The sequence below is a fragment of the Exiguobacterium sp. PFWT01 genome (assembly GCF_018255795.1).
Lineage (GTDB): Bacteria > Bacillota > Bacilli > Exiguobacteriales > Exiguobacteriaceae > Exiguobacterium.
In genome coordinates, this window is record NZ_CP073755.1 from 150,001 (window position 1) to 172,710 (window position 22,710).

General features: G+C 48.0%; 24 protein-coding genes, 8 tRNA genes and 2 rRNA genes (1 of these 34 only partly in view). 29 read left to right on the top strand and 5 right to left on the bottom strand.

The window, feature by feature from the left end; translation table 11 throughout:
• The 26 genes from KD909_RS00835 to KD909_RS00960 all read left to right on the top strand — a co-directional run.
• Positions 1-665 (top strand): 23S ribosomal RNA (locus KD909_RS00835); it begins 2,249 nt to the left of the window's first position.
• Between the two features lie 95 nt (positions 666-760).
• A 5S ribosomal RNA gene (gene rrf, locus KD909_RS00840) occupies positions 761-877 on the top strand.
• Between the two features lie 8 nt (positions 878-885).
• Positions 886-960, top strand: a tRNA-Asn gene (locus KD909_RS00845).
• Positions 961-965: 5 nt separating this feature from the next.
• A tRNA-Glu gene (locus tag KD909_RS00850) sits at positions 966-1,040 on the top strand.
• A gap of 3 nt (positions 1,041-1,043) precedes the next feature.
• Positions 1,044-1,119, top strand: a tRNA-Val gene (locus tag KD909_RS00855).
• A gap of 29 nt (positions 1,120-1,148) precedes the next feature.
• Positions 1,149-1,221: transfer RNA gene (locus tag KD909_RS00860), tRNA-Thr, on the top strand.
• 6 nt (positions 1,222-1,227) lie between these two features.
• A tRNA-Tyr gene (locus KD909_RS00865) sits at positions 1,228-1,311 on the top strand.
• Positions 1,312-1,316: 5 nt separating this feature from the next.
• Positions 1,317-1,392: transfer RNA gene (locus KD909_RS00870), tRNA-Lys, on the top strand.
• Between the two features lie 6 nt (positions 1,393-1,398).
• Positions 1,399-1,473: transfer RNA gene (locus tag KD909_RS00875), tRNA-Gly, on the top strand.
• Between the two features lie 18 nt (positions 1,474-1,491).
• Positions 1,492-1,567 (top strand) — tRNA-Ala (locus KD909_RS00880).
• Between the two features lie 201 nt (positions 1,568-1,768).
• Positions 1,769-2,671 (top strand): arginase, encoded by a 903-nt coding sequence (rocF, locus tag KD909_RS00885; RefSeq protein WP_211782061.1) that lies wholly within the window; start codon positions 1,769-1,771, stop codon positions 2,669-2,671.
• A gap of 131 nt (positions 2,672-2,802) precedes the next feature.
• Positions 2,803-3,378 carry an RNA polymerase sigma factor SigW gene (gene sigW, locus KD909_RS00890; RefSeq protein ID WP_012727640.1) on the top strand — a complete coding sequence of 192 codons (576 nt, stop codon included), beginning with the start codon at positions 2,803-2,805 and terminating at the stop codon, positions 3,376-3,378.
• On the top strand, positions 3,375-4,010 hold the full coding sequence (locus tag KD909_RS00895) for an RseA family anti-sigma factor (RefSeq protein WP_211782062.1): 636 nt from the start codon (positions 3,375-3,377) through the stop codon (positions 4,008-4,010). The genes sigW and KD909_RS00895 overlap by 4 nt, the downstream gene beginning before the upstream one ends.
• Before the next feature lie 127 nt (positions 4,011-4,137).
• Positions 4,138-4,998: a diadenylate cyclase CdaA gene (gene cdaA, locus KD909_RS00900; protein WP_012727638.1), complete on the top strand. Its 861-nt coding sequence runs from the start codon at positions 4,138-4,140 to the stop codon at positions 4,996-4,998.
• Positions 4,999-6,279 carry a CdaR family protein gene (locus KD909_RS00905; RefSeq protein WP_211782063.1) on the top strand — a complete coding sequence of 427 codons (1,281 nt, stop codon included), beginning with the start codon at positions 4,999-5,001 and terminating at the stop codon, positions 6,277-6,279.
• Between the two features lie 36 nt (positions 6,280-6,315).
• Positions 6,316-7,674 carry a phosphoglucosamine mutase gene (gene glmM / locus KD909_RS00910; protein ID WP_012727636.1) on the top strand — a complete coding sequence of 453 codons (1,359 nt, stop codon included), beginning with the start codon at positions 6,316-6,318 and terminating at the stop codon, positions 7,672-7,674.
• A 358-nt stretch (positions 7,675-8,032) separates the two neighbouring features.
• Complete coding sequence (gene glmS, locus KD909_RS00915) at positions 8,033-9,829, top strand: glutamine--fructose-6-phosphate transaminase (isomerizing) (protein WP_211782064.1); 1,797 nt, start codon at positions 8,033-8,035, stop codon at positions 9,827-9,829.
• Between the two features lie 139 nt (positions 9,830-9,968).
• Positions 9,969-10,532 (top strand): YdhK family protein, encoded by a 564-nt coding sequence (locus tag KD909_RS00920; protein WP_211782065.1) that lies wholly within the window; start codon positions 9,969-9,971, stop codon positions 10,530-10,532.
• Between the two features lie 115 nt (positions 10,533-10,647).
• Positions 10,648-11,127 (top strand): DUF2975 domain-containing protein, encoded by a 480-nt coding sequence (locus tag KD909_RS00925; RefSeq protein WP_211782066.1) that lies wholly within the window; start codon positions 10,648-10,650, stop codon positions 11,125-11,127.
• A gap of 10 nt (positions 11,128-11,137) precedes the next feature.
• Positions 11,138-11,356 carry a helix-turn-helix domain-containing protein gene (locus KD909_RS00930; protein ID WP_012727632.1) on the top strand — a complete coding sequence of 73 codons (219 nt, stop codon included), beginning with the start codon at positions 11,138-11,140 and terminating at the stop codon, positions 11,354-11,356.
• 85 nt (positions 11,357-11,441) lie between these two features.
• The gene (locus tag KD909_RS00935; protein ID WP_211782067.1) at positions 11,442-12,128 is read left to right on the top strand and encodes a DUF975 family protein; all 687 of its coding nucleotides are present in this window, start codon (positions 11,442-11,444) and stop codon (positions 12,126-12,128) included.
• 69 nt (positions 12,129-12,197) lie between these two features.
• On the top strand, positions 12,198-13,154 hold the full coding sequence (locus tag KD909_RS00940) for an NAD(P)/FAD-dependent oxidoreductase (protein ID WP_211782068.1): 957 nt from the start codon (positions 12,198-12,200) through the stop codon (positions 13,152-13,154).
• 85 nt (positions 13,155-13,239) lie between these two features.
• The gene (locus KD909_RS00945; protein WP_078147853.1) at positions 13,240-13,683 is read left to right on the top strand and encodes a MarR family winged helix-turn-helix transcriptional regulator; all 444 of its coding nucleotides are present in this window, start codon (positions 13,240-13,242) and stop codon (positions 13,681-13,683) included.
• Between the two features lie 3 nt (positions 13,684-13,686).
• The gene (locus KD909_RS00950; protein WP_211782069.1) at positions 13,687-16,341 is read left to right on the top strand and encodes an MMPL family transporter; all 2,655 of its coding nucleotides are present in this window, start codon (positions 13,687-13,689) and stop codon (positions 16,339-16,341) included.
• Positions 16,342-16,444: 103 nt separating this feature from the next.
• Complete coding sequence (locus KD909_RS00955) at positions 16,445-16,729, top strand: putative quinol monooxygenase (protein ID WP_012727627.1); 285 nt, start codon at positions 16,445-16,447, stop codon at positions 16,727-16,729.
• Positions 16,730-16,743: 14 nt separating this feature from the next.
• Positions 16,744-17,628, top strand: coding sequence for a VOC family protein (locus KD909_RS00960; protein WP_012727626.1), 885 nt, complete (start codon positions 16,744-16,746; stop codon positions 17,626-17,628).
• A 35-nt stretch (positions 17,629-17,663) separates the two neighbouring features.
• Here KD909_RS00960 and KD909_RS00965 read toward each other — a convergent pair whose 3' ends face one another.
• Positions 17,664-19,478, bottom strand: a complete 1,815-nt coding sequence (locus KD909_RS00965; protein WP_211782070.1) for an LTA synthase family protein — start codon at positions 19,476-19,478, stop codon at positions 17,664-17,666.
• Positions 19,479-19,655: 177 nt separating this feature from the next.
• Here KD909_RS00965 and KD909_RS00970 point away from each other — a divergent pair, with 177 nt between their 5' ends.
• Positions 19,656-19,847 carry a helix-turn-helix transcriptional regulator gene (locus tag KD909_RS00970; protein WP_211782071.1) on the top strand — a complete coding sequence of 64 codons (192 nt, stop codon included), beginning with the start codon at positions 19,656-19,658 and terminating at the stop codon, positions 19,845-19,847.
• 3 nt (positions 19,848-19,850) lie between these two features.
• Positions 19,851-20,318: a hypothetical protein gene (locus tag KD909_RS00975; protein ID WP_211782072.1), complete on the top strand. Its 468-nt coding sequence runs from the start codon at positions 19,851-19,853 to the stop codon at positions 20,316-20,318.
• 118 nt (positions 20,319-20,436) lie between these two features.
• On the opposite strand, the gene KD909_RS00980 is transcribed toward KD909_RS00975, so the two are convergent.
• A complete protein-coding gene (locus KD909_RS00980; RefSeq protein ID WP_211782073.1) occupies positions 20,437-20,835 on the bottom strand; it encodes a VOC family protein in 399 nt (132 codons plus the stop codon).
• Positions 20,835-21,257: a VOC family protein gene (locus KD909_RS00985; RefSeq protein ID WP_211782074.1), complete on the bottom strand. Its 423-nt coding sequence runs from the start codon at positions 21,255-21,257 to the stop codon at positions 20,835-20,837. Before KD909_RS00985 ends, KD909_RS00980 begins: the two co-directional genes overlap by 1 nt.
• A gap of 117 nt (positions 21,258-21,374) precedes the next feature.
• Here KD909_RS00985 and KD909_RS00990 point away from each other — a divergent pair, with 117 nt between their 5' ends.
• Positions 21,375-21,851, top strand: a complete 477-nt coding sequence (locus tag KD909_RS00990) for a GNAT family N-acetyltransferase (RefSeq protein WP_211782075.1) — start codon at positions 21,375-21,377, stop codon at positions 21,849-21,851.
• On the opposite strand, the gene KD909_RS00995 is transcribed toward KD909_RS00990, so the two are convergent.
• Positions 21,846-22,109, bottom strand: coding sequence for a hypothetical protein (locus KD909_RS00995; RefSeq protein ID WP_211782076.1), 264 nt, complete (start codon positions 22,107-22,109; stop codon positions 21,846-21,848). The two genes, KD909_RS00990 and KD909_RS00995, sit on opposite strands and share 6 nt — an antisense overlap.
• 60 nt (positions 22,110-22,169) lie before the next feature.
• Complete coding sequence (gene thiW, locus KD909_RS01000) at positions 22,170-22,655, bottom strand: energy coupling factor transporter S component ThiW (protein ID WP_047794734.1); 486 nt, start codon at positions 22,653-22,655, stop codon at positions 22,170-22,172.
• Positions 22,656-22,710: the final 55 nt, after the last annotated feature.

A 22,710-nucleotide genomic window follows, 5' to 3' on the forward strand; every position in this document is an offset into this window, starting at 1 on the left:
GCGGGTAGTTTGACTGGGGCGGTCGCCTCCTAAACAGTAACGGAGGCGCCCAAAGGTTCCCTCAGAATGGTTGGAAATCATTCGAAGAGTGCAAAGGCAGAAGGGAGCTTGACTGCGAGACCTACAAGTCGAGCAGGGACGAAAGTCGGGCTTAGTGATCCGGTGGTTCCGCATGGAAGGGCCATCGCTCAACGGATAAAAGCTACCCTGGGGATAACAGGCTGATCTCCCCCAAGAGTCCACATCGACGGGGAGGTTTGGCACCTCGATGTCGGCTCATCGCATCCTGGGGCTGGAGTAGGTCCCAAGGGTTGGGCTGTTCGCCCATTAAAGCGGTACGCGAGCTGGGTTCAGAACGTCGTGAGACAGTTCGGTCCCTATCCGTCGTGGGCGTAGGAAATTTGAGGAGAGCTGTCCTTAGTACGAGAGGACCGGGATGGACGCACCGCTGGTGTACCAGTTGTTCCGCCAGGAGCACCGCTGGGTAGCTACGTGCGGACGGGATAAGTGCTGAAAGCATCTAAGCATGAAGCCCCCTCCGAGATGAGATTTCCCTTTGAGCAATCAAGAAAGACCCCTCAGAGACGATGAGGTAGATAGGTCATGGGTGGAAGCGTGGCGACACGTGGAGCTGAATGATACTAATCGGTCGAGGCTTTGATCTAGTCTAATGGTTTGTGTTGATGAATCCTCAGTTTTCAGGGAACAAACCCTAAAACAATATTGACATGCGTCTGACGCGGTGTTAATATTCATTTTGTCTGGTGGCGATAGCGAGACGGCCACACCTGTTCCCATGCCGAACACAGAAGTTAAGCGTCTCAGCGCCGAAAGTAGTTGGGGGATCTCCCCCTGTGAGGATAGGACGTTGCCAGGCAAGATCGTTCCGCAATAGCTCAGTGGTAGAGCAACCGGCTGTTAACCGGTAGGTCGTAGGTTCAAATCCTACTTGCGGAGCCAATTTAGGCCCGTTGGTCAAGCGGTTAAGACACCGCCCTTTCACGGCGGTAACACGGGTTCGAATCCCGTACGGGTCACCATATGGAGGATTAGCTCAGCTGGGAGAGCACCTGCCTTACAAGCAGGGGGTCGGCGGTTCGATCCCGTCATCCTCCACCATCTTTATTTATTACATCAAACCTATATATGCCGGTGTAGCTCAGTTGGTAGAGCATCTGACTTGTAATCAGAGGGTCGAGGGTTCGAATCCTTTCGCCGGCACTCCTCGGGGGGGTAGCGAAGTGGCTAAACGCGGCGGACTGTAAATCCGCTCCTTCGGGTTCGGCGGTTCGAATCCGCCCCCCCCCACCAGGTTTGAGCCATTAGCTCAGTTGGTAGAGCATCTGACTTTTAATCAGAGGGTCGCAGGTTCGAGCCCTGCATGGCTCACCATTTTTTGCGGAAGTAGTTCAGTGGTAGAATACGACCTTGCCAAGGTCGGGGTCGCGGGTTCGAATCCCGTCTTCCGCTCCATATTCTTATCCCTGTATTGGGGCCTTAGCTCAGCTGGGAGAGCGCCTGCCTTGCACGCAGGAGGTCAGCGGTTCGATCCCGCTAGGCTCCACCATATGTTTTTTTCTTAAGTTAGTGATGACTTAAGTTTTTTTTTGCCTAAAACCATGAACCATTCAATTGAGAGTACAGAGAAAGGCAGCCTGCCACCATTCAGGCTGCCTTTTTGCATGTTTATTCATAATATTGCCGAGTTGAACCAAACAAATGATAGCGTTTACAATTTAATTATCAAGTGTATAAAGGGGGAATGGCGATGCAATGGTCATATATTCACGTGCCGCTGCGTTACGGTCAGGGGAAATTAGGGGTCGATCAAGGACCGACAAAGTTAAATGAATTGGGGATGCAACAACTCCTTCCAACAGAAACGGTCAAACATACGATTCGTGTCTTGCCGGAATCTGAAATTCGAGAAAATGAAGAACATTTAAAACGGGTCGATGGTGTCCTGCATACCGTCATGGAATTAGCAGAAGTCGTACATCGTGAGATTTCAGAAAAACGATTCCCATTGATCGTTGGGGGCGATCATAGTATGGCAATCGGTACTCTTGCTGGATTGGCTCAGACAGGTCCTTATGGAGTCATTTGGGTGGATGCTCACGCTGACTTAAATACAGGCGAAACATCACCATCGGGGAACATTCACGGAATGCCACTTGCGGCAGCGATGGGGATGGGCGACGTACGTCTGACAGAAGTGGGCGGACGTGATCCGAAGCTATCACCAGAGCACTTAGTTTATATTGCCCTGCGTGATATCGATGAAGGAGAAATGAATGAAATCAATCGACTCGGCATCAAAGTCATTACAGTAGAAGAAGTACGTACGCGTGGCGTGGATGTCATCATGAAAGAGTCATTGAGTTATCTTCGTGAACGAGTAGACCGTTTTTATATCAGTTTTGATATGGATAGTCTCGATGCGTCCCTCGTTCCAGGCACAGGCACACCGGTTGACGGTGGGTTAACAGAAGTCGAAGCCAAAGCGATTTTAAAAGAAGCGATGCAAGCAGAAGACTTGATCGCAGTAGAGCTCGTCGAGTTAAATCCGGCATTAGACCGAGATGACGTGACGGCTCAGTTGGCCTATCGCCTATGTGAAACGATTATTAAATCTAAAGAAAACCTGTTATTGGAAGGCGAAACCGTCTGATTTCCTTACAGTTTCCAAACCCGTTTGCTACAATGGGGATGGAAACTTTTTTTGATTTTTTTTGAAACCATTTCAATATCAAGACGTATATAGAGATGACCGCATGTGTAGCGGAGAGGGGAAGTGGATTGATGGAACGGCTGACCACCCGTTTGGTTGATGAATTGAGGGCGGGGAATCACGATTCGTTTGCCGAACTGGTAGAACTATACAAGGATGGCGTCTTTGCAATCGCCTATAAAATTTTGTATGATCGTGGCGAAGCAGAGGACGCTGCCCAAGAGGCGTTCATTCGTGCCTATACACGAATCGATACGTATGACGCGCAATATAAGTTCAAAACATGGCTCTATCGAATCACGACAAACGTTGCCATCGACCGATTGAGGAAGCGGAAGCCGGAATATTCGATGGATGCCGAAATTGCGGGTACAGACGGTTTGACTTATCAAGACCACTTAGCTGATGAAGCGCCCCAACCCGATGCCCAAGTGGTTCATCGCGAAATTCGAAGTGAAATGCATGAGGCAATCAAGCAACTTCCAGACAAATATCGCATTCCGTTATTATTAAAATATGTGGATGATTTGTCGCTTAAAGAAATCAGCGTGATGATCGACATGCCGGTCGCAACGGTTAAGACAAGGATCTTCCGGGGAAGAGAAATGTTAAAAACAATCTTTCAAAATAGGGAGGGGTTCAATTGACTCCTGAAGAAAAAGTACAACAATATTTGGAAGATGGCGTTTTGCCCGAAGAATCTGACGAATTGCGTCAATTGTTAGAGGACGATGAATTATATGAATCGTATCTACAATATGAACGAATCGACGCAGAACTGAAAGCATTGCCTCGTCCAAAGTTATCAGCAGATTTTACGGCCCGAGTGATGGCCGCTTTACCTGAGACTCCTGCACAGACAGCACCTGATTCCGTCGTACCGTTATCAAAACCGGTTCGAAAAGAACGCAAACCGCACTCGAAACAAATGCTATGGTTGCAACGGCATCCAGGTTTGATTGCGGCCGTACTGTTCTTTAGTTTGATGTCTAGTGCGACACTCGGACTATGGAGCAGCGCTTCAGAGACGATGACCTATACAAAAGTACCAGGTGTGATCGTATCTGAGAATGAAGTCATTGTCCCGGCCGGTGTCACGGTTGAAAAAGACATCACGGTCCAAGGTGGCGATTTACGGATTGAAGGTACCGTCAATGGGAACGCGACAGCCGTCAATGGTCGTGCCTATTTAGCAAGTGCCGGTCAAGTGACAGGTGAACTCGAACAGATCGATCAGATGTTCGAATGGATTTGGTACTCGATGAAACAACTTTTCTAAAGACGCTTCCGGCGTCTTTTTTTCGTTTCAATCTGGTTTCGTTTTGACGTGACGCAATGCGTATCTATAGAAATGATGATATAATGGAATTTGCACGATTTAGCTAGGTAGTTGAGGAGGGGAGCATTTGCCGCTACTTGAACAAGTATCATTTTTCTCATTTTTAAATCTTTCAGAAAACGTACATTGGTACGATTATTTGAATGATGTTTTAGATATTGTCGTCGTCACGTATGTCATTTATAAGTTAATGATGATTGTGCGTGGGACAAAAGCAGTACAATTAATTAAAGGAATTTCTATCATTCTAGTCAGTTGGTTCTTGAGCGGTTTCTTCGGATTGAAGACGCTCCAGTTCTTGCTAAATCAGGTGATCACGTACGGTCTCCTCGGAATCATCATCATTTTCCAGCCAGAGTTGAGACGGGGTCTTGAACACCTCGGACGAACGAGTAACTTATTCAGTCGTACGGGAACAAGTGATGAGGAGCAACAACGACAAATGATTGAAGCCATCGTCAGTTCCGCACAGTACATGTCGAAACGGCGAATCGGTGCATTGATTGCGATTGAACGCGATACGGGATTAAACGAGTATGTGGAGACCGGCATTCGTATGGACTCGCATATCACATCCCAGTTGATTATTAACTTATTCATTCCGAATACGCCGCTTCATGATGGCGCGATGATTATTCAGGACGGGAAAATTGCGGCGGCAGCTTGCTATTTACCGCTTTCGGAAAGCCCGCACATCGATAAAGCACTCGGGACACGTCACCGAGCAGCCATCGGGGTCAGTGAAGTGACGGATAGCGTCACTCTTACCGTCTCAGAAGAAACAGGAGCAGTCTCACTTGCAATCGCGGGCCGCTTGTATCGGGAACTAGACGAAGAAGCGCTTCGCAATAAATTAATTCAAGAACTCGTCATCGAAGAAAAAGAGGCGACCCTCTCGTTCTTCGGCAAAAAAGGAGGGGATAAGTAAGTGATTGATCAGTGGTTACAACATAAGTGGTTTCTCCGCTTCATCGCACTTGCTTTAGCCGTCCTTTTATACTTAATGGTCGCTGAGACCAGTTCTTCGAATAACGCATCTAGCGCATTGCCAATCGTCGGACAAAGTTCCATGACGCTCGATGTGCCGGTCGAAGTGTTTTTTGATGAGGTCCAGTATGTCGCATATAATGTTCCGGAAGAGATGGGTGTCGAGCTTCAAGGGCCATCTAGTAGTTTAACGATGACGAAATTGGTGAAAGATTATCAGGTGTTCGTCGATTTGACCAATCTTGGCACCGGATTCCATCGTGTCCCGGTCGAAGCGCGTGGATTCGGCGGAGACGTCAATGTCAAACTAGATCGAGAGACTGTCGAAATCTATATCGATCGGAAACAAACGATTGAAGTCCCTGTGTCCGTGAATCTGTTGAACAAAGATCAATTACCGGACGGAAAAGTCGCGGGCGATGTCGAAATCGAACCGTCGACTGTAAAAGTCACAGGTGGTGCGAGTCGGATTCAAAACGTCAAAGAAATCACGTTGAATGTGGATGTTGCCAATCAAAGTCAGACGTTCACACGAGAAATTCCACCGACCATTTTAGATGCGAATGGAAATCCGTTGAACGTGTCGGTCGATCCGAATATCATCAATGTCACCGTACCGATTTATGACGAGAGCGCGATGATTCCAATCGAGGTCGTCACGAGCGGAGAGGTGGCAGACGATTTCCGCTTAGTTGATACGTTGCTAGGTGAGACGGAAGTCCGTGTCTTTGCACCAAAAGCGGTGCTAGATGAACTCCAGCAAGTGGAGACAGAACCGATTGAACTTGACGATTTAACGAAGTCGGAAAAAGTGACCGCTACCCTTCGTCTTCCGGAAGGAGCGACTTCACTCGGTAAAAAAGAAGTAGAAGTCCAGGTTCTCGTTCGTCCAAATGATGAGACGAAAGATGACACGGGTGAATTGACAGAGCGGATTCGGTTGACCGTTCCAATTAATGTCCGTGGATATGACCGGACGAATTTCACGATTCAAACGCAAGATGTGGTCAGCGTAACGCTCTCGGGCAAACGTTCCCTTCTTGAAAGCATCTCATCAAACAGTGTCAACGTGACGTTAGATCTGACCGGATTGCCGAGCGGAACACATGCGGTCGATGCAGATTATGAAGTACCAAAAGGCGTGACCGTGATCTCGCCAAAGACAATCGATGTTCAATTGACGAGTGTCGATGAAGAAACAGAAACATCTTCCATTCAATAAAGATGTTCAATCATACAAAAGTGAGGATTTAATCTTATGGGTAAATATTTTGGAACAGATGGAGTTCGCGGTGTTGCCAACTCTGAGTTAACTGCGGAATTAGCATATCGTTTAGGTCGTGCGGGTGGCTACGTGTTGTCGAAACATTTGCCAGAAGGCGAACAGCCGAAAGTGTTGATTGGTCGTGACACACGGATTTCAGGACATATGCTTGAAGGTGCATTGATTGCGGGTCTTCTCTCAATCGGTGCAGAAGTGATGCGTCTCGGTGTCATCTCAACACCTGGAGTCGCTTACTTGACGAAATCGCTCGACGCGACGGCAGGTGTCATGATTTCAGCATCGCATAACCCTGTGGCGGATAACGGAATCAAATTCTTCGGTAGCGATGGTTTCAAATTAGACGATGCGACCGAGCAAGAAATTGAAGACATCTTGGATGCTGCGGAAGATACGCTCCCGCGTCCGACAGGTAAAGATCTCGGTTTCGTATCGGATTACTACGAAGGCGCGCAAAAATATCTTCAAATGTTGAAACAAACGGTAGAAGAAGATTTTGATGGTCTTCACATCGCACTCGACTGTGCACATGGAGCGACGAGTGGCCTTGCGGCTCGACTGTTTGCAGACTTAGAAGCAAACGTGTCGACGATCGGAAACTCGCCAAACGGTTTAAATATCAATGAAGGTGTCGGGTCGACACACCCTGAGCATTTGGCTGAATTCGTCCGTGAAAAAGGAGCGGACATGGGCCTTGCCTTTGATGGGGATGGAGACCGTTTGATTGCGATTGACGAGAACGGTGACATCGTCGACGGAGACAAGATCATGTATATTTGCGGGAAATACTTGAGTGAAAAAGGGCGTCTCAAAGACAACACGATTGTCGCGACGGTCATGAGTAACCTCGGGTTCCATAAAGCCGTAGAAGAAGCGGGCATGACGGCGCTTCAAACAGCGGTAGGAGACCGGTATGTCGTAGAAGAAATGAAAAAACACCAATACACGCTCGGTGGCGAACAATCAGGTCACTTGATTTTCCTCGATCACTCGACAACGGGTGACGGTATGTTATCTGGCGTGCAATTGGCAGAAATCGTGAAATCGACAGGTCGTAAACTGTCTGAATTGGCGGCAGAGATGCCGGTCTATCCGCAAAAGCTCGTGAACATTCGTGTGACGAATAAAAACGATGCGATGAACGGAGAGCGTGTCTTGGCAACGATTCAAGAAGCGGAAGCGGAAATGGCCGGAAACGGTCGAATCCTCGTCCGTGCATCAGGTACAGAACCACTCGTTCGTGTCATGGCTGAAGCCCCGACAGCGGAAGAGTGTGACCGTTACGTTGAAAAAATCGCACAAGTCGTACGCGAAGATTACGGCGTAGACGGATAAAATTTTCAAAACCGGGAATAACACAAGGGAATCCACATCGGATTCCCTTTTTGTTTCCGTTTTGTCATCGAGAAAACAGCGGATTTTCTTGACGAATGGGGGTGTGATTTGTACTATTAAGAGCGTGACCTTGGAAACGGAAGGACACAAGAGTACGAACAAGCGCCAGAACTCTGCGGAGTTGACGAGGTTGGAGGTTATCGAGATTTCGGCGGATGCCTCCTCGTCGCCTGTCACGACGACAAGCATGCTTTTAAAACGCCCGGGCGACCGGACGGACAAAGAAGCGTGTACTGACAGCTCTTAGAAAAAGCCCGTTTCCTTTTTCGAGAAATCGAAGAATAGAGGAGATTTATTTATGTGTGGAATTGTAGGAATGATTGGGAATACCGGAGCGAAGGAAGTCCTTCTCAAAGGTCTTGAAAAACTCGAGTACCGTGGTTATGACTCGGCAGGTCTTGCGTTGATGCATGAGAATGTCAACGTTCACAAAGAAGTCGGTCGCATTGCTGCGCTACGCGAAATCATCCCAGCAGAAGTAGACGGCACGATTGGAATCGGCCACACACGTTGGGCGACACACGGGGTACCGAGCGTACCGAACGCCCACCCGCACCAAAGCACGACAGGACGCTTCACGCTCGTGCATAACGGCGTAATCGAGAACGACGAGCTCATCAAGAAGACGCTCGACGTCCCGTTCCTTTCAGAGACGGACACGGAAGTCATCGTCCAGCTCATGGAGAAACACTTCGTCGAGCTCGGTGATGTCGAGGCGGCGTTCCGCAAGACGCTTTCGGACCTCCACGGTTCGTACGCGATCGCGATGATCGACTCAGAGGACAAAGAGCGCCTCTATATCGGCAAGAACAAGTCACCGCTCCTCGTCGGACTCGGGGACGGCACGTTCAACGTCGTCGCATCAGACGCGATGGCGATGCTCCAGGTGACAGACCAGTACCTCGAGCTCCACGACGGTGAGATCGTCATCCTCACACGTGAGTCGGCGACGATCAAGACGCTCGACGGCGAAGTACTCGAGCGTGCACCATACACGGCCGAGATCGATGCATCAGACATCGAGAAGGGCACGTACGCGCACTACATGTTGAAAGAGATGGACGAGCAGCCAGCCGTCATCCGCAACATCATCCAGCACTACCAGAACGAGAACGGTGACATCGAACTCGCAGAAGGCGTGCGTGAACTCGTCTCGGAAGCAGACCGCGTCTATATCGTCGCATGTGGTACAAGTTACCACGCTGGTCTTGTCGGGAAGCAATTGATCGAGCGCGTCGCAGGTGTACCGACTGAAGTACACGTCGCATCAGAGTTCGGTTACAACATGCCACTTTTGACAGAGAAGCCACTCTTCCTCTTCATCTCACAATCAGGTGAGACGGCGGACAGCCGTGCCGTCCTCGTCGAAGTGAAAAAATTGGGCCATAAAGCGCTCACGTTAACGAACGTGGCAGGATCGACATTGTCACGTGAAGCGAACGAGACAATGCTCCTCCACGCAGGACCAGAGATCGCGGTCGCGTCGACGAAAGCATACACGGCACAGATTGCCGTCCTCGCAATTCTCGCATACGACATCGCTCGTGCGAACGGGAAGAAACTCCCGTTTGATCTCATGCAAGAACTTGCACTCGTTGCGACAACGATGGACTCGATCATGGCACAAAAAGAAATCTTTGAAGAGCTTGCAGATAAGTTCTTGAAAGAGTCACGTAACGCATTCTTCCTCGGACGTGGATTGGATTCATATGTAGGTCTCGAAGGCGCATTGAAGCTGAAAGAGATCTCATATATCCAAGCAGAAGGGTACCCAGGTGGGGAACTCAAACACGGTCCAATCGCCTTGATTGAAGACGGGACACCGGTCATCACGCTCGTGTCTCAACCGAACACACACCTCAACATCCGTGGAAACATCAAGGAAGTTGTGGCGCGTGGTGCCATCGCATGTACGATTTCAATGGAAGGAATGGAACATGAGAACGACGCATTCGTTCTTCCGCGTGTTGAACCACTTCTCACGCCACTCGTGACGGTTCTTCCACTTCAACTCATCTCGTACTATGCAGCACTTGCTCGTGACTGCGATGTCGACAAGCCACGTAACTTGGCGAAGTCTGTAACGGTTGAATAATGTTCAAGACCAAAATCTTTCGGGATTTTGGTCTTTTTTGTTGCAATGAGTTAACAAATCATCGCAATGTTCTCAAAAACGTCTGCTTCTTCAAAAGAACGGGTAAAATCTACATGAGTATGGATAAAGGAGAGATTCGATGAAACAGAAGAAATGGATGACAGGTCTAGGCGTCATGATTCTCGCTACATCATTGGCCGCATGTGGGAATACAGCAGAGGATACATCGATGGAGATGTCGGAAGAGCAAAGTATGGACCATTCAGCGATGGATCATTCGGGGTCTGGAGAAGTTCCAGACGGGCTGATGGAAGCCAGTGATCCGACTTTTCCAGTCGGATCAACCGCGATGATGACAGCGGATCACATGCCAGGGATGGAAGGCGTGGAGGCGACGATTGTTGGTGCATATGATACGACGGTCTACGCCGTCAGCTATACACCGACTACAGGTGGTGACCCGGTAGAAGATCACAAATGGGTGATTCACGAAGAACTGGACAATCCAGATGGAGCGCCTTTGTCTGAAGGGGATGAGGTCGTATTGGCCGCCGACCATATGGAAGGAATGGACGGTGCAGAAGCGACTATCGATACAGTGGAAGAGACGACCGTTTACATGGTTGATTACACTACTGAAGACGGAGAAGAGGTCACAAATCATAAATGGGTGACCGAAAGTGAATTAGAAGCAATGAAATGAATGTGATAGACCTCGAGTACATCTCGTGGTCTATTTTTTTCGATAAATATTTATTGATAAACGATAAATCGTGGCATATGATAAAGAAAATAAAACTAAATGAGGTGTTTGGCAGATGAAACGGGAAACCATCTTTTTGAAACTAGCAGTGATTGTCTTGTCGCTCCCGATTCTCGCGGCCTGTATCTTTTTACTCCCTTTCCTTTGGCGAGAGGCGGTGGAGAGCGGAGGATGGATTGCAAATTCGATGCGACCGATTATTGGAGGAATGTATGTAGCAGCGATTCCCTATTTCATCGCCTTGTCACAGTCATTCATCTTACTTGGATTGATTGACCGTAATGAGGCATTCTCCTATGGAGCGGTGAAAGTACTTCGGGTAATCAAGTATTGTGCATTGACCATCACGGTCATCTATACGGCGTTGCTTCCCTTCTTCTATTGGTTCGCCGAGCGTGATGACTCACCAGGATTTTTAGTCATCGGGTTCGTCTTCGTCTTCGCCGCATTTGTCATTGCGGTTTTTGCTGAGTTGTTACAGAAACTATTGAAGCGCGCCATCGACATGAAACAAGAAATCGATTTGACGGTATGAGGTGAGAGAAATGGCGATGATTGTGAATCTGGATGTGATGTTGGCGAAACGGAAAATGAGTGTGACGGAACTGTCGGAACGAGTCGGGATCACGATGGCGAACTTATCGATATTGAAAAACGGGAAGGCCAAAGCGATTCGTTTCTCGACACTTGAAGCGATTTGCGAAGCACTCGACTGTCAGCCGGGAGACATATTGGAATATCGAGCGGACGAGCGAGCAGAGTGAATCTCTGCTTTTTTATATGAATTTGAAACGTGTTTGATTCAAGTTACGTATAAAAGATAAATCGTTAAAGGGGAGATTAGAAAAAATGGTTCAAACATGGACAGAACGAACACATGAAGCAATCAATGGGAAACGAGGTCTACTGTTAGTCTGGTCGTTTCTCTGTGCCGTGATATTAGAGTTTATTGCAATATTTGACCCAACGCTTTACGGGGCGAAAGCCGATTCAGTACAGGCGATTGTATTCCTTTTTAGTACGATGGTAGTATCCTTCATGTTATATCCAATCATTATCGGTTATCACTGGGTCATCCTTTCCATCATTCTCGGACAAGAGGCGCAGTTTCGTGATGTATTTCGACCGATGAAAGAACGATTTGGTAAGAATGTGACTGCTGTCATCTTACTAGCCATCTTTCAGACGCTATGGACACTTTTGTTCATTGTCCCGGGAATCGTGAAGTTCTTCTCCTATGCGTTTACGTACTTTATTTTGCGAGATGAACCAGAGCTATCTGTCAGAGAATCCATCACGAAATCACGCGCGTTGATGCATGGGCGGAAATGGGAGGCGTTCAAACTGATTTTGCCGTTCATCCCGATTTATTTGATTGGCTTCACATTGTTTATGGTCGTGAATTCTGTCTTACTCGCCGCATTATCACTATCTATAGCGACAATCCTCATTCGTCCATTCGTCGTTGCGCGCTTCGCTGTCATGTATGAAGATACGCGTCGGGTGTACGACGAACAATGGAACAAGCCAGCCTGAAGCATATCGAACAGAGGGAGAATTGAATGAACGTGCTACAATCTTCATGAAGAGAAAGGGGAATGCGGAATGAAGATTGGGATCATCGGGGCCGGTCTGAGCGGAATCATCGCAGCGCGTGAACTCGTGCGTCAAGGTCATGACGTCGAACTGGTTGAAAAGAGTCGAAGCGTCGGGGGACGCTTGGCGACACGTCGAATCGGTGATGGACGAGCCGACCATGGAGCGGTATATTTCACGGTGCGTGGAGAAGAGCTCGAACGAGAGGTGCGGTCGTGGATGAATGCAAACTGGGTGCGGGTCTGGTATGCCGACCCTTATCCACGTTATGTCGCGATTAATGGAATGAATGCCCTCGCTAAGCGTTTAGCTGAAGATTTGACCGTACAGTTGAATGAACGAGTGGAGAACGTTCAAGTGGAAGAAGACGGAACCGTCACAGTCATGACAGACGTGACGACGCGTTCATATGATCGAGTCGTGATGACGGCACCGCTTCCACAGTCATTCGAACTACTAGGGAGTTTGGTCGACCAGATCAAGCCCGCGCTACTTCGTCTCGTATATTCGCCGACGTTCGTGGGTCTTTTTGAATGTGCCGGTGATGTACAGATTGGAGCAGACGGTATTCTCGATCAAAAACTGGTACCTGGTGTATTAAAAATCGTCGAGAATCGCCAAAAAGGAATCTCTGCGACACCACTCGTAAGTGTCTATATGGAAGAGGCGTGGAGTGAGGCGTGGTATGAGCGACCGGAAGCAGAGACACTTGCTGAAATAGAGCGGTTAGTGCGTGAAGAAGTCGGAGACCTCGGTATCCAATCACGGCAGTTAAAACGTTGGCGTTACGCGCAAGCGAAAGATGTATGGCATGAGCCGTTTTATCAAGTAAGCCATCATCCCATCTATTTAGCAGGGGACGTCTTCCTTGAAGCTGATGATCCATCCGGACGAACGCGATTCGAAAGTGCCTATCTGTCTGGGTTACGTGTGGCAGAAACCATCGAAAAGAACATGGATCGATAAGGGCATCTCTTATCGGTCTTTTTATTTGACGCCATTTAGTTTAGGGCATAAACTATAACCATCTAGTTTAGGGGGTAAACTAAAAATGAAAGCATTGATGCGTGAAGCGGTGCAGTTGTTTGAAGAAGTGATGTTCCATGGGACGGAACATGTCATCGAAGCGATGGAGGGAGACGTATGGCGCGAGTATTCGCGTGAACAGCTCCAACTGTTGAAGTTACTCGATCAGTTTGGACCAACTCCTGCTGGGCAATTGGCGCAAAAACAAGGTGTCCATAAAAGTGCGGTCTCGAATCGCCTGAAAAAGTTGGTCGAAAAAGGACTCGTCACGAGTCGACGAGGACAAGATCAACGGGAACGATTGATTGAATTGACCCCAGAAGGGAAACGGCTCGTCGAAGAAGTGGACGGTGCCGTCTATCGATATGTGGAATCCCTCATCGATGGAGAAGTAGACGAAATTGAAATCGAGCAGTTTGTTCGGACGTTCCGAAAAATAAAGCAATTGCTCCGAATCGGGGAGGAATAACACATGCATAAAATCATCCAATGGCGCTGGGGAATTTTCATTTCCCTCATCGTATTGACGGTAGGATTATTTGTCGCAGCACCGAACTTAACGAAACAAGCAGAAGAGGCAGGGAGCTTCCAACTTGCGGACGACATGGACTCACAACGCGCACAAGCGATTTTAGATGAAGCTGGGAAAAGTGACAAGACCATCTCGCTCGTCTACGAGTTCGAGACGATTGGCGAAACAGAGCGAACAGATGTCGCGCGTGTCATCGAAGAACTTAAACAAAATGAAACGGTCGTGACAGATGTTCTCGATCCGTTCGAAAACGAGGAGACAGAGGCACAGCTTGTCTCAGAAGACGGACGCATCGTCCTCGTCCCCATCACGGTAGAAGGTACGACGGAAGAAATCAATGCGTTTGCTGATGATGTCCGTGAAAACGTGCTCCCGCAAGAGGAGACAGTATATATCACCGGGGAAGAAATTATTAACAATGATGTGAACTTAAGTGCACAGGAAGGGTTGAAAAAGACAGAGATCATCACGGTCGTGTTGATTTTTGGATTACTCCTTCTTGTCTTCCGTTCCATTGTGACCCCGTTCATCCCGCTCATCGCGGTCGGATTCACGTATCTGTTGAGCCAATCCTTTGTCGCGTTCTTTGTGGATTGGTTTGGGTTCCCGGTGTCCAACTACACGCAGATCTTCCTTGTCGCCATCTTGTTCGGGATTGGGACAGACTATTGTATTCTGCTTCTTAGCCGTTATAAAGAAGAACTCAGTGCAGGGCATGCCATCGAAGACGCCATCGTCAATACGTACAAGACGGCAGGACGAACGGTCCTCATCAGTGGACTCGCGGTCTTCGTCGGTTTTGCCGCCATCGGATTTGCTGATTTTCCAATCTTCAAATCAGCGGTCGCCGTCGCAGTTGGGATTGCGGTGTTATTGCTGATTCTCTTCACGGTCGTCCCATTCTTTATGGCGACGCTCAAACAGCGACTGTTTTGGCCGTCGAAAAAGGCAGGCGAGCATCATGACAGCAAGCTCTGGGCTAACTTGAGCCGATTGTCGGTCAATCGCCCGTTCGTATCGATTTTAGTTGTCGGGTTGATTACAGTACCTGTCTTATTCACATATGACGATGCCCGTTCGTTCAATACGGTCGATGAGATTGGAGACGGGTACGATTCTGTTCGTGGACTGAATTTGATCTCAGAAGGGTTCGGTCAAGGGGAATCCCTTCCGGTACAAATCATTTTGAGACAAGATCAAGCCATTAGAGAATCAGAAGTTCCCTATATCGAAAAGTTTGCAAGTGAGCTTGAAAAAGTTGAAGGTGTGAATGGTGTCCGTGCGCTCACACGTCCGACTGGTGAAGTCATCGACGATTTTTATGTCGACACACAACTCGGTGAAGTCAGCGATGGCTTGTCTGAAGCGCAGACGGGTCTCGGGGATGTTCAAACTGGATTGGATGAGATTGAGCAAGGGCTAAACGCGATCGTCGGACAATTGCCAAGCGGTTCAACCAATGCCGGGGCACCGCTTGCAGAAGCAGCAGCGGGACTAAATCAGTTGAATGGTCAACTTGGTCTCATTGGGCAAGGATTGACAGCGACTCAAAACATCCCGGCCGCAGTCGGACAGCTCGGTCAAGTATCAGCTGGCCTCACACAAATTGAGTCAGGAATCAACGAAGCGGCGTCCGCTTTAAATGCACAAGGTTCTCAGGTCGGTGAACTTGGTAGTGGGTTAGCGCAACTGGCGACAGGTGTCGCGGAAGCGAACGACGGGCTAGGGCAAATTGAGTCTGGTCTCGGCGAAGCCGTTTCATTCTTACAACAGTTGAGTGAAGCAGATGCGCTTCGGGAGACTGGTGTGTATCTTCCGAAAGGGACGCTCACATCGGATGAGTTCTCACCTGCCGTCGAACGCTATGTCTTCGATGAAGGAATGGCGACTCAGCTCGAGGTCGTCTTAGAGATGGACCCGTATTCGCCAGAAGCGATTGATACCGTCGAGACAATCAAAGAAACGATGAATCGTGCCGTGACGGGAACACCATATGCGGATGCGACCATCGGATATGCCGGGATTTCAAGTATCAATAGCGATTTAAATGAAACATCGACGAATGATTTCAATCGAACGGTAGCCATCATGCTCGTGACGTTGTTCATCGTCTTGACAGCACTGTTCCGCTCGATGATCATGCCACTCTATATGATCGCTTCGCTTCTCTTGACGTACTATACGTCAGCGGCAATCACAGAGCTGATCTTTGTAGAAGGACTCGGCTATGACGGGATTAGCTGGGCCGTTCCATTCTTTGGCTTTGTTATGTTGATTGCCCTTGGAATTGACTACTCCATCTTCTTGTTAGATCGATTCCGGGAAGAGACAATCAATGGGAAGACGGTCCGTGAGGCGCTCATCCACTCGATGACGAAGATGGGTACCGTCATTATGACAGCCGCGGTCATCCTCGCCGGGACGTTCGGTGCCATGATTCCGTCAGGCGTGCTCAGTCTCGTCCAAATCGCGACGATCGTCATCACCGGTTTGTTATTGTATGGCTTGATTGTGTTACCCCTCTTGATCCCAGCCATTACGATTTCATTTGGCGATGGTGTCTGGTGGCCATTCCGACAAAAGAAAAAGTCATAAGCAGAAACGGATGTCTCGTATGATGAGATATCCGTTTTTTGGGATAGATTGTAGTGGATTCGGGAACAGAAAGGCAGGTCCATTATCTAAGGAGGAATACTGTATGGAAATCGTCATTACTGCAATCTTGAAAGCCCATCCCGGAAAAGAAGAGGCGTTACGTGACGCGCTGTACCGTGTGATTCCGCCGTCGCGTGCGGAAGAAGGATGTCTCGCGTACGTTCTTCACGAGGCGATCGATTCACCAGGTACGTTTGTCTTCTATGAAAAGTATAAGGATGAAAATGCACTCAATCACCATATCCAGTCGTCGCACTATCAGGCGTATCGTGATGAAGCCGGAGAGCTTCTCGCCGTCCGTGAGGTCTATCGTTTGCATGAAGTCTGAAAGGAGACATTCTCATGATTACACAACCCGTGATTCCGTGTATTTGGTTTGAGCAGGACGTTGAAGAGATTGCCGAGTGGTATGTATCCATCTTTCCAGATTCGTTTGTCGACTATACGACGAGATTTTCAAGTTCACCAGCAGGCGAGACGACGATTGTGACGCTATCGCTCGCTGGACAATTCTTTCAGTTGCTTGGGGGAGGGACGGCGCAAGAACGGAATCCGTCCATTTCCTACATGGTGTCGCTTCCGACGACGGAAGAAATCAATGCGCTATGGGAACGATTATCTGACGGAGCGGATATCTTGATTCCATTAGACACTTACGACTTCAGTCAGCGTTATGGGTGGTTGCAGGACCGCTATGGTGTCTCCTGGCAAATTATGCATGATGGCGGGATGGACATTCAGCTCGTGACGCCATGTCTATTGTTTGTCAAAGAAGCGTTCGGTCGTGCCGAGGCGGCGATGAACGATTGGATCTCTATTTTCAAAGATTCATATGTATTGGACGGACATACGGTACGATACACGGAAGAAGATGGGGACGAGCTTGACGGGAAAATCAACTATGCTCGTTTCGTCTTATCCGGTCGAGAATTTGTCGTGATGGACAGTAATGAAAATCATACATTTTCGTTTAACGAGACCCAGTCGCTCATCGCTTTTTGTGAGTCGCAAGAAGAAGTCGATACGTACTGGGAGAAGCTATCGGCTGTACCGGAAGCAGAGGAGTGTGGTTGGCTGAAAGATCGCTATGGCGTCTCCTGGCAAATCATCCCGTGGGAAATGGAAGAGATGATGGCGGTTGGTTCGCAAGAGCAGATTGAACAGGTCGTACAGGCATGTCTGCCCATGAAAAAGCTTGATATCGCGACGTTGCGTAAAGCTTACTGAACAAAACTCCCGAGACAAATAGCTCGGGAGTTTTTTCATGGACTCATTTGCGAGAGGGCATCTTTCTCGATGATGGTATCCGAGAGCCGGAGCTGACTGGCCGCGCGGTCGATGTAAGGGGCGCATCGATCGAATGCGACTTGTTCTTCCGTCTCAATGGAATAGCATGTGCCGTTACCGGCACGCTCGGTCAAGTCTGGTTCATAGTAATGATCTTCATATCGGAATGCGCCCGTCCGAAAGACGGTTAGATTTGACGTATCATTCAATAGGGAGTCGCCAAGCATATATGCTGGAGAGATTCCAAGTAAATCGAGAATCGTCGGGGCGATATCGATTTGCCCACCACTCGCTTCCATGACTTCTCCTGTCGTCAGTCCAGGTGGTTTGATGAAGAGAGGGACAGCACGGTCGAGTTGAAACGCGTCAACCGTAGAGTCCACTTCTTCGAGGGTAGCCATCTCGTCTCCTGGCGCCGTCAGACCGCTATCGTGATCACCATACATGACGAGAAGCGTCTCATCCCACAGCCCATCTCGCTTCAATCGTTCGATGAACTGACCGACAGCGGCATCGACGAAATGGACGGTATGGTAATAGTTTTCGAGAAGGGGATCGTCGATATCAGATAGGTCCAACCGCTTCTCGTCTTCCGGGATATCGTACGGTGTATGACTCGTTAAAGCGACTAAAAATGCGTAAAATGGTTCATCCAACTCTTCCATGAATCCGACCGACGTATTCAAGAATTCCTGGTCGTTGAGTGCCATCCCGATGATTCCTTGATCGGGGTAGTCTTTGTCGCTAAAGAAATGATTGAACCCGATATTGTCATAAAAGTCATCGCGATTCCAAAAGTCTTTTCGGAACGAATGCATGGCTGCCGTATCGTAGCCCGCCTCGTTCAAGGATTGAGAGAGCGCGCTGAATTGATTTCCCGGGAAACGCGTATAGACGGAACCAGATTTGACAGGATAAAGTGACGTGTTGACGATAAACTCCGCATCGGACGTTCGCCCTTCATGCGTTTGATGATACACGTTCGGGAAGTAAAGCATGTCACGTCGCAGTCGGTTCAAATTCGGGGTCAGTTCCTGTCCATCAATCTGTTGATCGATGACGGATGTTTGGAATGATTCGAGTTGTAAAACGATAACGTTCGTATCTGGACTTGGGGCACTTAATTCTTGATAAGAGAGTGCTTGAATTTGAGAACGCTCTTCGTCTGTCAGGGCTTCGTTCCATCCCATAGCACGTTCGACGCCTCGGGCGACATCCATCGCGTGGTAGCCCCAAAATCCAAGATGATAGTATTCACGCATATTCGAGATGGGGTCATCTGCGATCCACTTTTCTCCACGCTGATAACTGAGGGTGAGCGGGATTGTGAAGAGAAGAAATCCGAGTGTGAAGCCAGCGAGCGCCAATCGTCTTCCGTTTCGTTTCTCTTCACGGACAGGATGACGTTTCATATAACGCAAAATCAAACCGTAGATGATGAGGTCGATGAAGAAGAACGCATCGATTGGGCGGATGAGCGTCAAAAAGCCTCCACCGACATCTCCCATCTGCCCGATATCGGACAGTAAGGCGACGGATAATAAGTCTTCAAAATAGCGATAATACCAGACGTCCGAGACGAGCAGGGTACTATGCAAGAACAGAGAAACGTATAAAATCCATCGGCGGATCGGATAAGACACGGCGAGTGCCCAACTCGTCAGGAGCAAAATCGTCGCCAAATTGATGAGGAAAAACGAGAAGTCGAACGCCGTCGCGGTCAACCAGCTAAAAAAGAAGAGCTTTGCCAAAGAGAGTGACAAGTAGCTCCAATAATCGAAATATTTCATTAGTGATCTCCTAACTCAAGATGTAGTTACTGTATCCTTTCCTTTCTTATGAACAGAGAAAACGTAGAAAGTGTGATGGAGATTCATTCGTAATCACAAGTATGTAATATATATATTGCATTAATGGAACATATATATTACATTTTAAGTATTGCGAAACTAAATTAGGAGATAGACATGGGGAATAGAGTAAAAGAACATCGAGTAGAAAAGAATCTTACTCAAAGCGATTTGGCAGAGGCGATCGGTGTGACTAGACAGACAATCGGTTTGATCGAATCGAATAAATATAATCCCTCTTTGAAACTCTGTATTGCCATTGCGAGGGTTCTGGGCGTCACGTTAAATGATTTATTCTGGGAGGAGTAAAAGATGAAAGAATCATGGGTCACAATGTTTTTACCAAATGACGAATATAAAGAAAGGAAGATATTGTACTTTATAGCCGAGGCTTTCGTTTTGTTCATTGGATTTTTGGGAGTAGTCGTTCTATTGAATAGATTTTCAGGTATATTCAACACTGAGTCTATATATATTTTATTGAGTGTTATAGCAATTCTAAGTCTCTATGTATGGATTCGTTATATTGTCTCAGGTATGGAGTATGCAAACGTTGTTGAGAAATCTGAATATAAAATGGAACTACGGAAACTGATTGGTTCTACATCGAAGTTTGCTGTTTTGTTTGCTGGAGTGGCAATAGCATTAAAGGTGACTGGTGTAGTGGTTTACTCTTGGATGGACTTGTTAGCAATGACACTTCTTTCAAATGGGTTACTTCTGGTCGCACAATTCATTTCACTTCAACGGTCATTTAGAAAAAATCGTGAGCTTTCATGACCGAGGTGATATATTCGTTTTACTTCAAATAGGACATCTATGTCTTTAAGAGTGCATAACAAAACCAGGTCCCATGCAAACATGGACCTGGTTTTGTTGGATAACTGTGAAGCTCTGATTATGTAATCTCGAACGTATCACGCAGTTCAATGATCGTTCCTTCCGGTGCTTTTAGTTTACTTAAATGTCCATCGACGACGAAGTAGATGTTGCCACCGTGCTTCGGTAAAAACATGACGCCGAGTTGTTCGAGTCGTGCGACTTCCGCTTCGAGATTGTCCACATAGAGGGCAAAATGGACGGGACCGGCCACATGTTTCGAGTAGTCTTGTAACGTTTCATCTGTTTTAGCAGTCTGGAGCTCAATATAAAAATCACCGAGCTTGAGCCAACTGTTGAAGTCACGCGTATGGAAGTTTGGCGACTCCTGGACGAGTTCAAAACCGAGCGCTTCGTAAAATGACTTCGATGCAGCATAATCCGGTGTTTGGATACAGATATGATGGATTTGTTTCATTAGTTGTTTCCTTTCGTTTGCAACTCTTTCACTCGATCACGGTGGAACGGGGAAGTCAATTCTTCTGAGATGAGGCTGATCGTATGTCCATCCGGGTCTCGTACGTCAAAACAGGACATACCACCGAAATCGTGAAGCGGGGTCGCAATTAACCCTGCTTGTTCGAACGATTGATACGCGAGCTGGATGTCTTCACAGATGATATTGAAATAAACATGGGCTTGTCCGGACGCATCCTTAAATGTTGCAGGTTGCGTTGAAGTAGTTTGAATCAATCCGAGTTGAGTCGAGCCATCTGGCAGACAGATTCCGATGCCCCCTTCCCAGCGCCCGATTTCTTGGGCATGAAAATAAGTGGTATACCAGTTCAGAGACTGTTCTACATCTGATACGGGAATGAAGATACTTCCGATTCGGAACATAAGATCCCCTCCTTTTCTATTGTTAGTGTAGCGAATACAAGCCTTCGAAGATACGGGAGAAGAAACTTTTTCGGGAGAAATCGTATGGAAGAAAGAGAAAATTAATGAGGTGAAAGCATGAAAGGAAATGAAATCACGATTCAACCGGTTGATGGAGTCAATCGAGAGGCGGTCATCGCCCTGACAGTGGACGAGAACCAAACACGATTCATCGAGACGAATGCCGAATCCCTTCAAGAGATGGCTGAGGATACGAAATACAATTGGCAGAGCTTTGCATTTTATGAAGGTGAGCGACCGGTTGACTTCATGATGATCGGAGCAGAAAACCAGACAGAACGTTATGTATGGCTCGACCGCTTCATGATTGATCAACATGAACAGGGGAAAGGCGTTGGAACGAAGTGCCTACGCATGGCAGTGGAATTCATCCAGACACAATACGACGTGGATGATATCATCCTCAGCCTCCATCAAGAGAATGAAGCCGCGAAACGATTTTATGTGAAGAACGGCTTTGTCGACAGCGGCTTAATCGATGAATGGAACGGCGAAGCAATCTGGGTCTATCATACAAAAACCCGACCGTCATGAGTCGGTCGGGTTCTCGGATGGACTTGTTGTCTTCGTGGCATTCATGCCCATCGAAAAGAGAACGATAGCGCCAAACAAGAATAGGGAAACGAACCAGTTGTTTAGAAACGGATCGACAAACGTCGGTTTTTCCAACCAGCTCCCGGTTGAGATTTCGGCGTACCAACGTATGTAGAGTGCGATGCGTTCGAGCGTATATAAGAGTCCGGACAAAAACAACAAAATACCACCCGCTACAAGTTGATTGAAACGAGACATAAAACCCCTCCTCTATAGATGTTGTCTATAGTTTACCATTTTCATCCAAAAAGAGAGCTTTTATTTGAGTACGCTCGGTCGCAACTGTTTGACACGCGACAAGACGAGCCAACCGAGAAGCGCGCCCGTCAAACTAGAGGCAAGGAACGCCGGGACAAAGAAAAATGCACCGAACGTCGAACCCATCAACAGTTTTGCGTACGGGACGGCAATCAACGAAGCGATAACCCCAGTCCCGATGATTTCTCCGAGAGCGGCCGCATAGACGCGGTTCGTGCGAACGAAGAAAATGCCGGCAAGAAACGCGCCAATCATGCCACCAGGGAATGCGAGCAGTGATCCTGTACCGGTCATGACGCGAATGAGTCCGGTGACGAAAGCGACGAGAACGGCTCCGATTGGACCGACGGTGACTGCGGCAATCACGTTCACCATATGTTGAATCGGATAAGCGCGGGCGACACCTGTAGGAATCGAGATGAACATCGAACCGACGACGGCGATGGCAACGAGCATTGCCATCCAAGTGAGTTGTTGAATACGCATGAATAGTCTCCTTTCAAAATAAAAACGCCACGTTTCCAGACGGAAAAATGGCGTG

Excerpts from the sequence above, each read along its gene's own strand:
- KD909_RS00955 (WP_012727627.1), top strand. The coding sequence starts at position 16,445 with ATGGAAATCGTCATTACTGCAATCTTGAAAGCCCATCCCGGAAAAGAA.
- KD909_RS00980 (WP_211782073.1), bottom strand. The coding sequence starts at position 20,835 with ATGAAACAAATCCATCATATCTGTATCCAAACACCGGATTATGCTGCA.
- thiW (WP_047794734.1), bottom strand. The coding sequence starts at position 22,655 with ATGCGTATTCAACAACTCACTTGGATGGCAATGCTCGTTGCCATCGCC.
- glmS (WP_211782064.1), top strand. The coding sequence starts at position 8,033 with ATGTGTGGAATTGTAGGAATGATTGGGAATACCGGAGCGAAGGAAGTC.
- rocF (WP_211782061.1), top strand. The coding sequence starts at position 1,769 with ATGCAATGGTCATATATTCACGTGCCGCTGCGTTACGGTCAGGGGAAA.
- KD909_RS00935 (WP_211782067.1), top strand. The coding sequence starts at position 11,442 with ATGGTTCAAACATGGACAGAACGAACACATGAAGCAATCAATGGGAAA.
- KD909_RS00945 (WP_078147853.1), top strand. The coding sequence starts at position 13,240 with ATGAAAGCATTGATGCGTGAAGCGGTGCAGTTGTTTGAAGAAGTGATG.
- sigW (WP_012727640.1), top strand. The coding sequence starts at position 2,803 with ATGGAACGGCTGACCACCCGTTTGGTTGATGAATTGAGGGCGGGGAAT.
- KD909_RS00990 (WP_211782075.1), top strand. The coding sequence starts at position 21,375 with ATGAAAGGAAATGAAATCACGATTCAACCGGTTGATGGAGTCAATCGA.
- KD909_RS00925 (WP_211782066.1), top strand. The coding sequence starts at position 10,648 with ATGAAACGGGAAACCATCTTTTTGAAACTAGCAGTGATTGTCTTGTCG.
- KD909_RS00930 (WP_012727632.1), top strand. The coding sequence starts at position 11,138 with ATGGCGATGATTGTGAATCTGGATGTGATGTTGGCGAAACGGAAAATG.
- KD909_RS00975 (WP_211782072.1), top strand. The coding sequence starts at position 19,851 with ATGAAAGAATCATGGGTCACAATGTTTTTACCAAATGACGAATATAAA.
- KD909_RS00950 (WP_211782069.1), top strand. The coding sequence starts at position 13,687 with ATGCATAAAATCATCCAATGGCGCTGGGGAATTTTCATTTCCCTCATC.
- KD909_RS00965 (WP_211782070.1), bottom strand. The coding sequence starts at position 19,478 with ATGAAATATTTCGATTATTGGAGCTACTTGTCACTCTCTTTGGCAAAG.
- KD909_RS00940 (WP_211782068.1), top strand. The coding sequence starts at position 12,198 with ATGAAGATTGGGATCATCGGGGCCGGTCTGAGCGGAATCATCGCAGCG.
- KD909_RS00995 (WP_211782076.1), bottom strand. The coding sequence starts at position 22,109 with ATGTCTCGTTTCAATCAACTTGTAGCGGGTGGTATTTTGTTGTTTTTG.
- KD909_RS00985 (WP_211782074.1), bottom strand. The coding sequence starts at position 21,257 with ATGTTCCGAATCGGAAGTATCTTCATTCCCGTATCAGATGTAGAACAG.
- KD909_RS00920 (WP_211782065.1), top strand. The coding sequence starts at position 9,969 with ATGAAACAGAAGAAATGGATGACAGGTCTAGGCGTCATGATTCTCGCT.
- KD909_RS00960 (WP_012727626.1), top strand. The coding sequence starts at position 16,744 with ATGATTACACAACCCGTGATTCCGTGTATTTGGTTTGAGCAGGACGTT.
- KD909_RS00970 (WP_211782071.1), top strand. The coding sequence starts at position 19,656 with ATGGGGAATAGAGTAAAAGAACATCGAGTAGAAAAGAATCTTACTCAA.
- glmM (WP_012727636.1), top strand. The coding sequence starts at position 6,316 with ATGGGTAAATATTTTGGAACAGATGGAGTTCGCGGTGTTGCCAACTCT.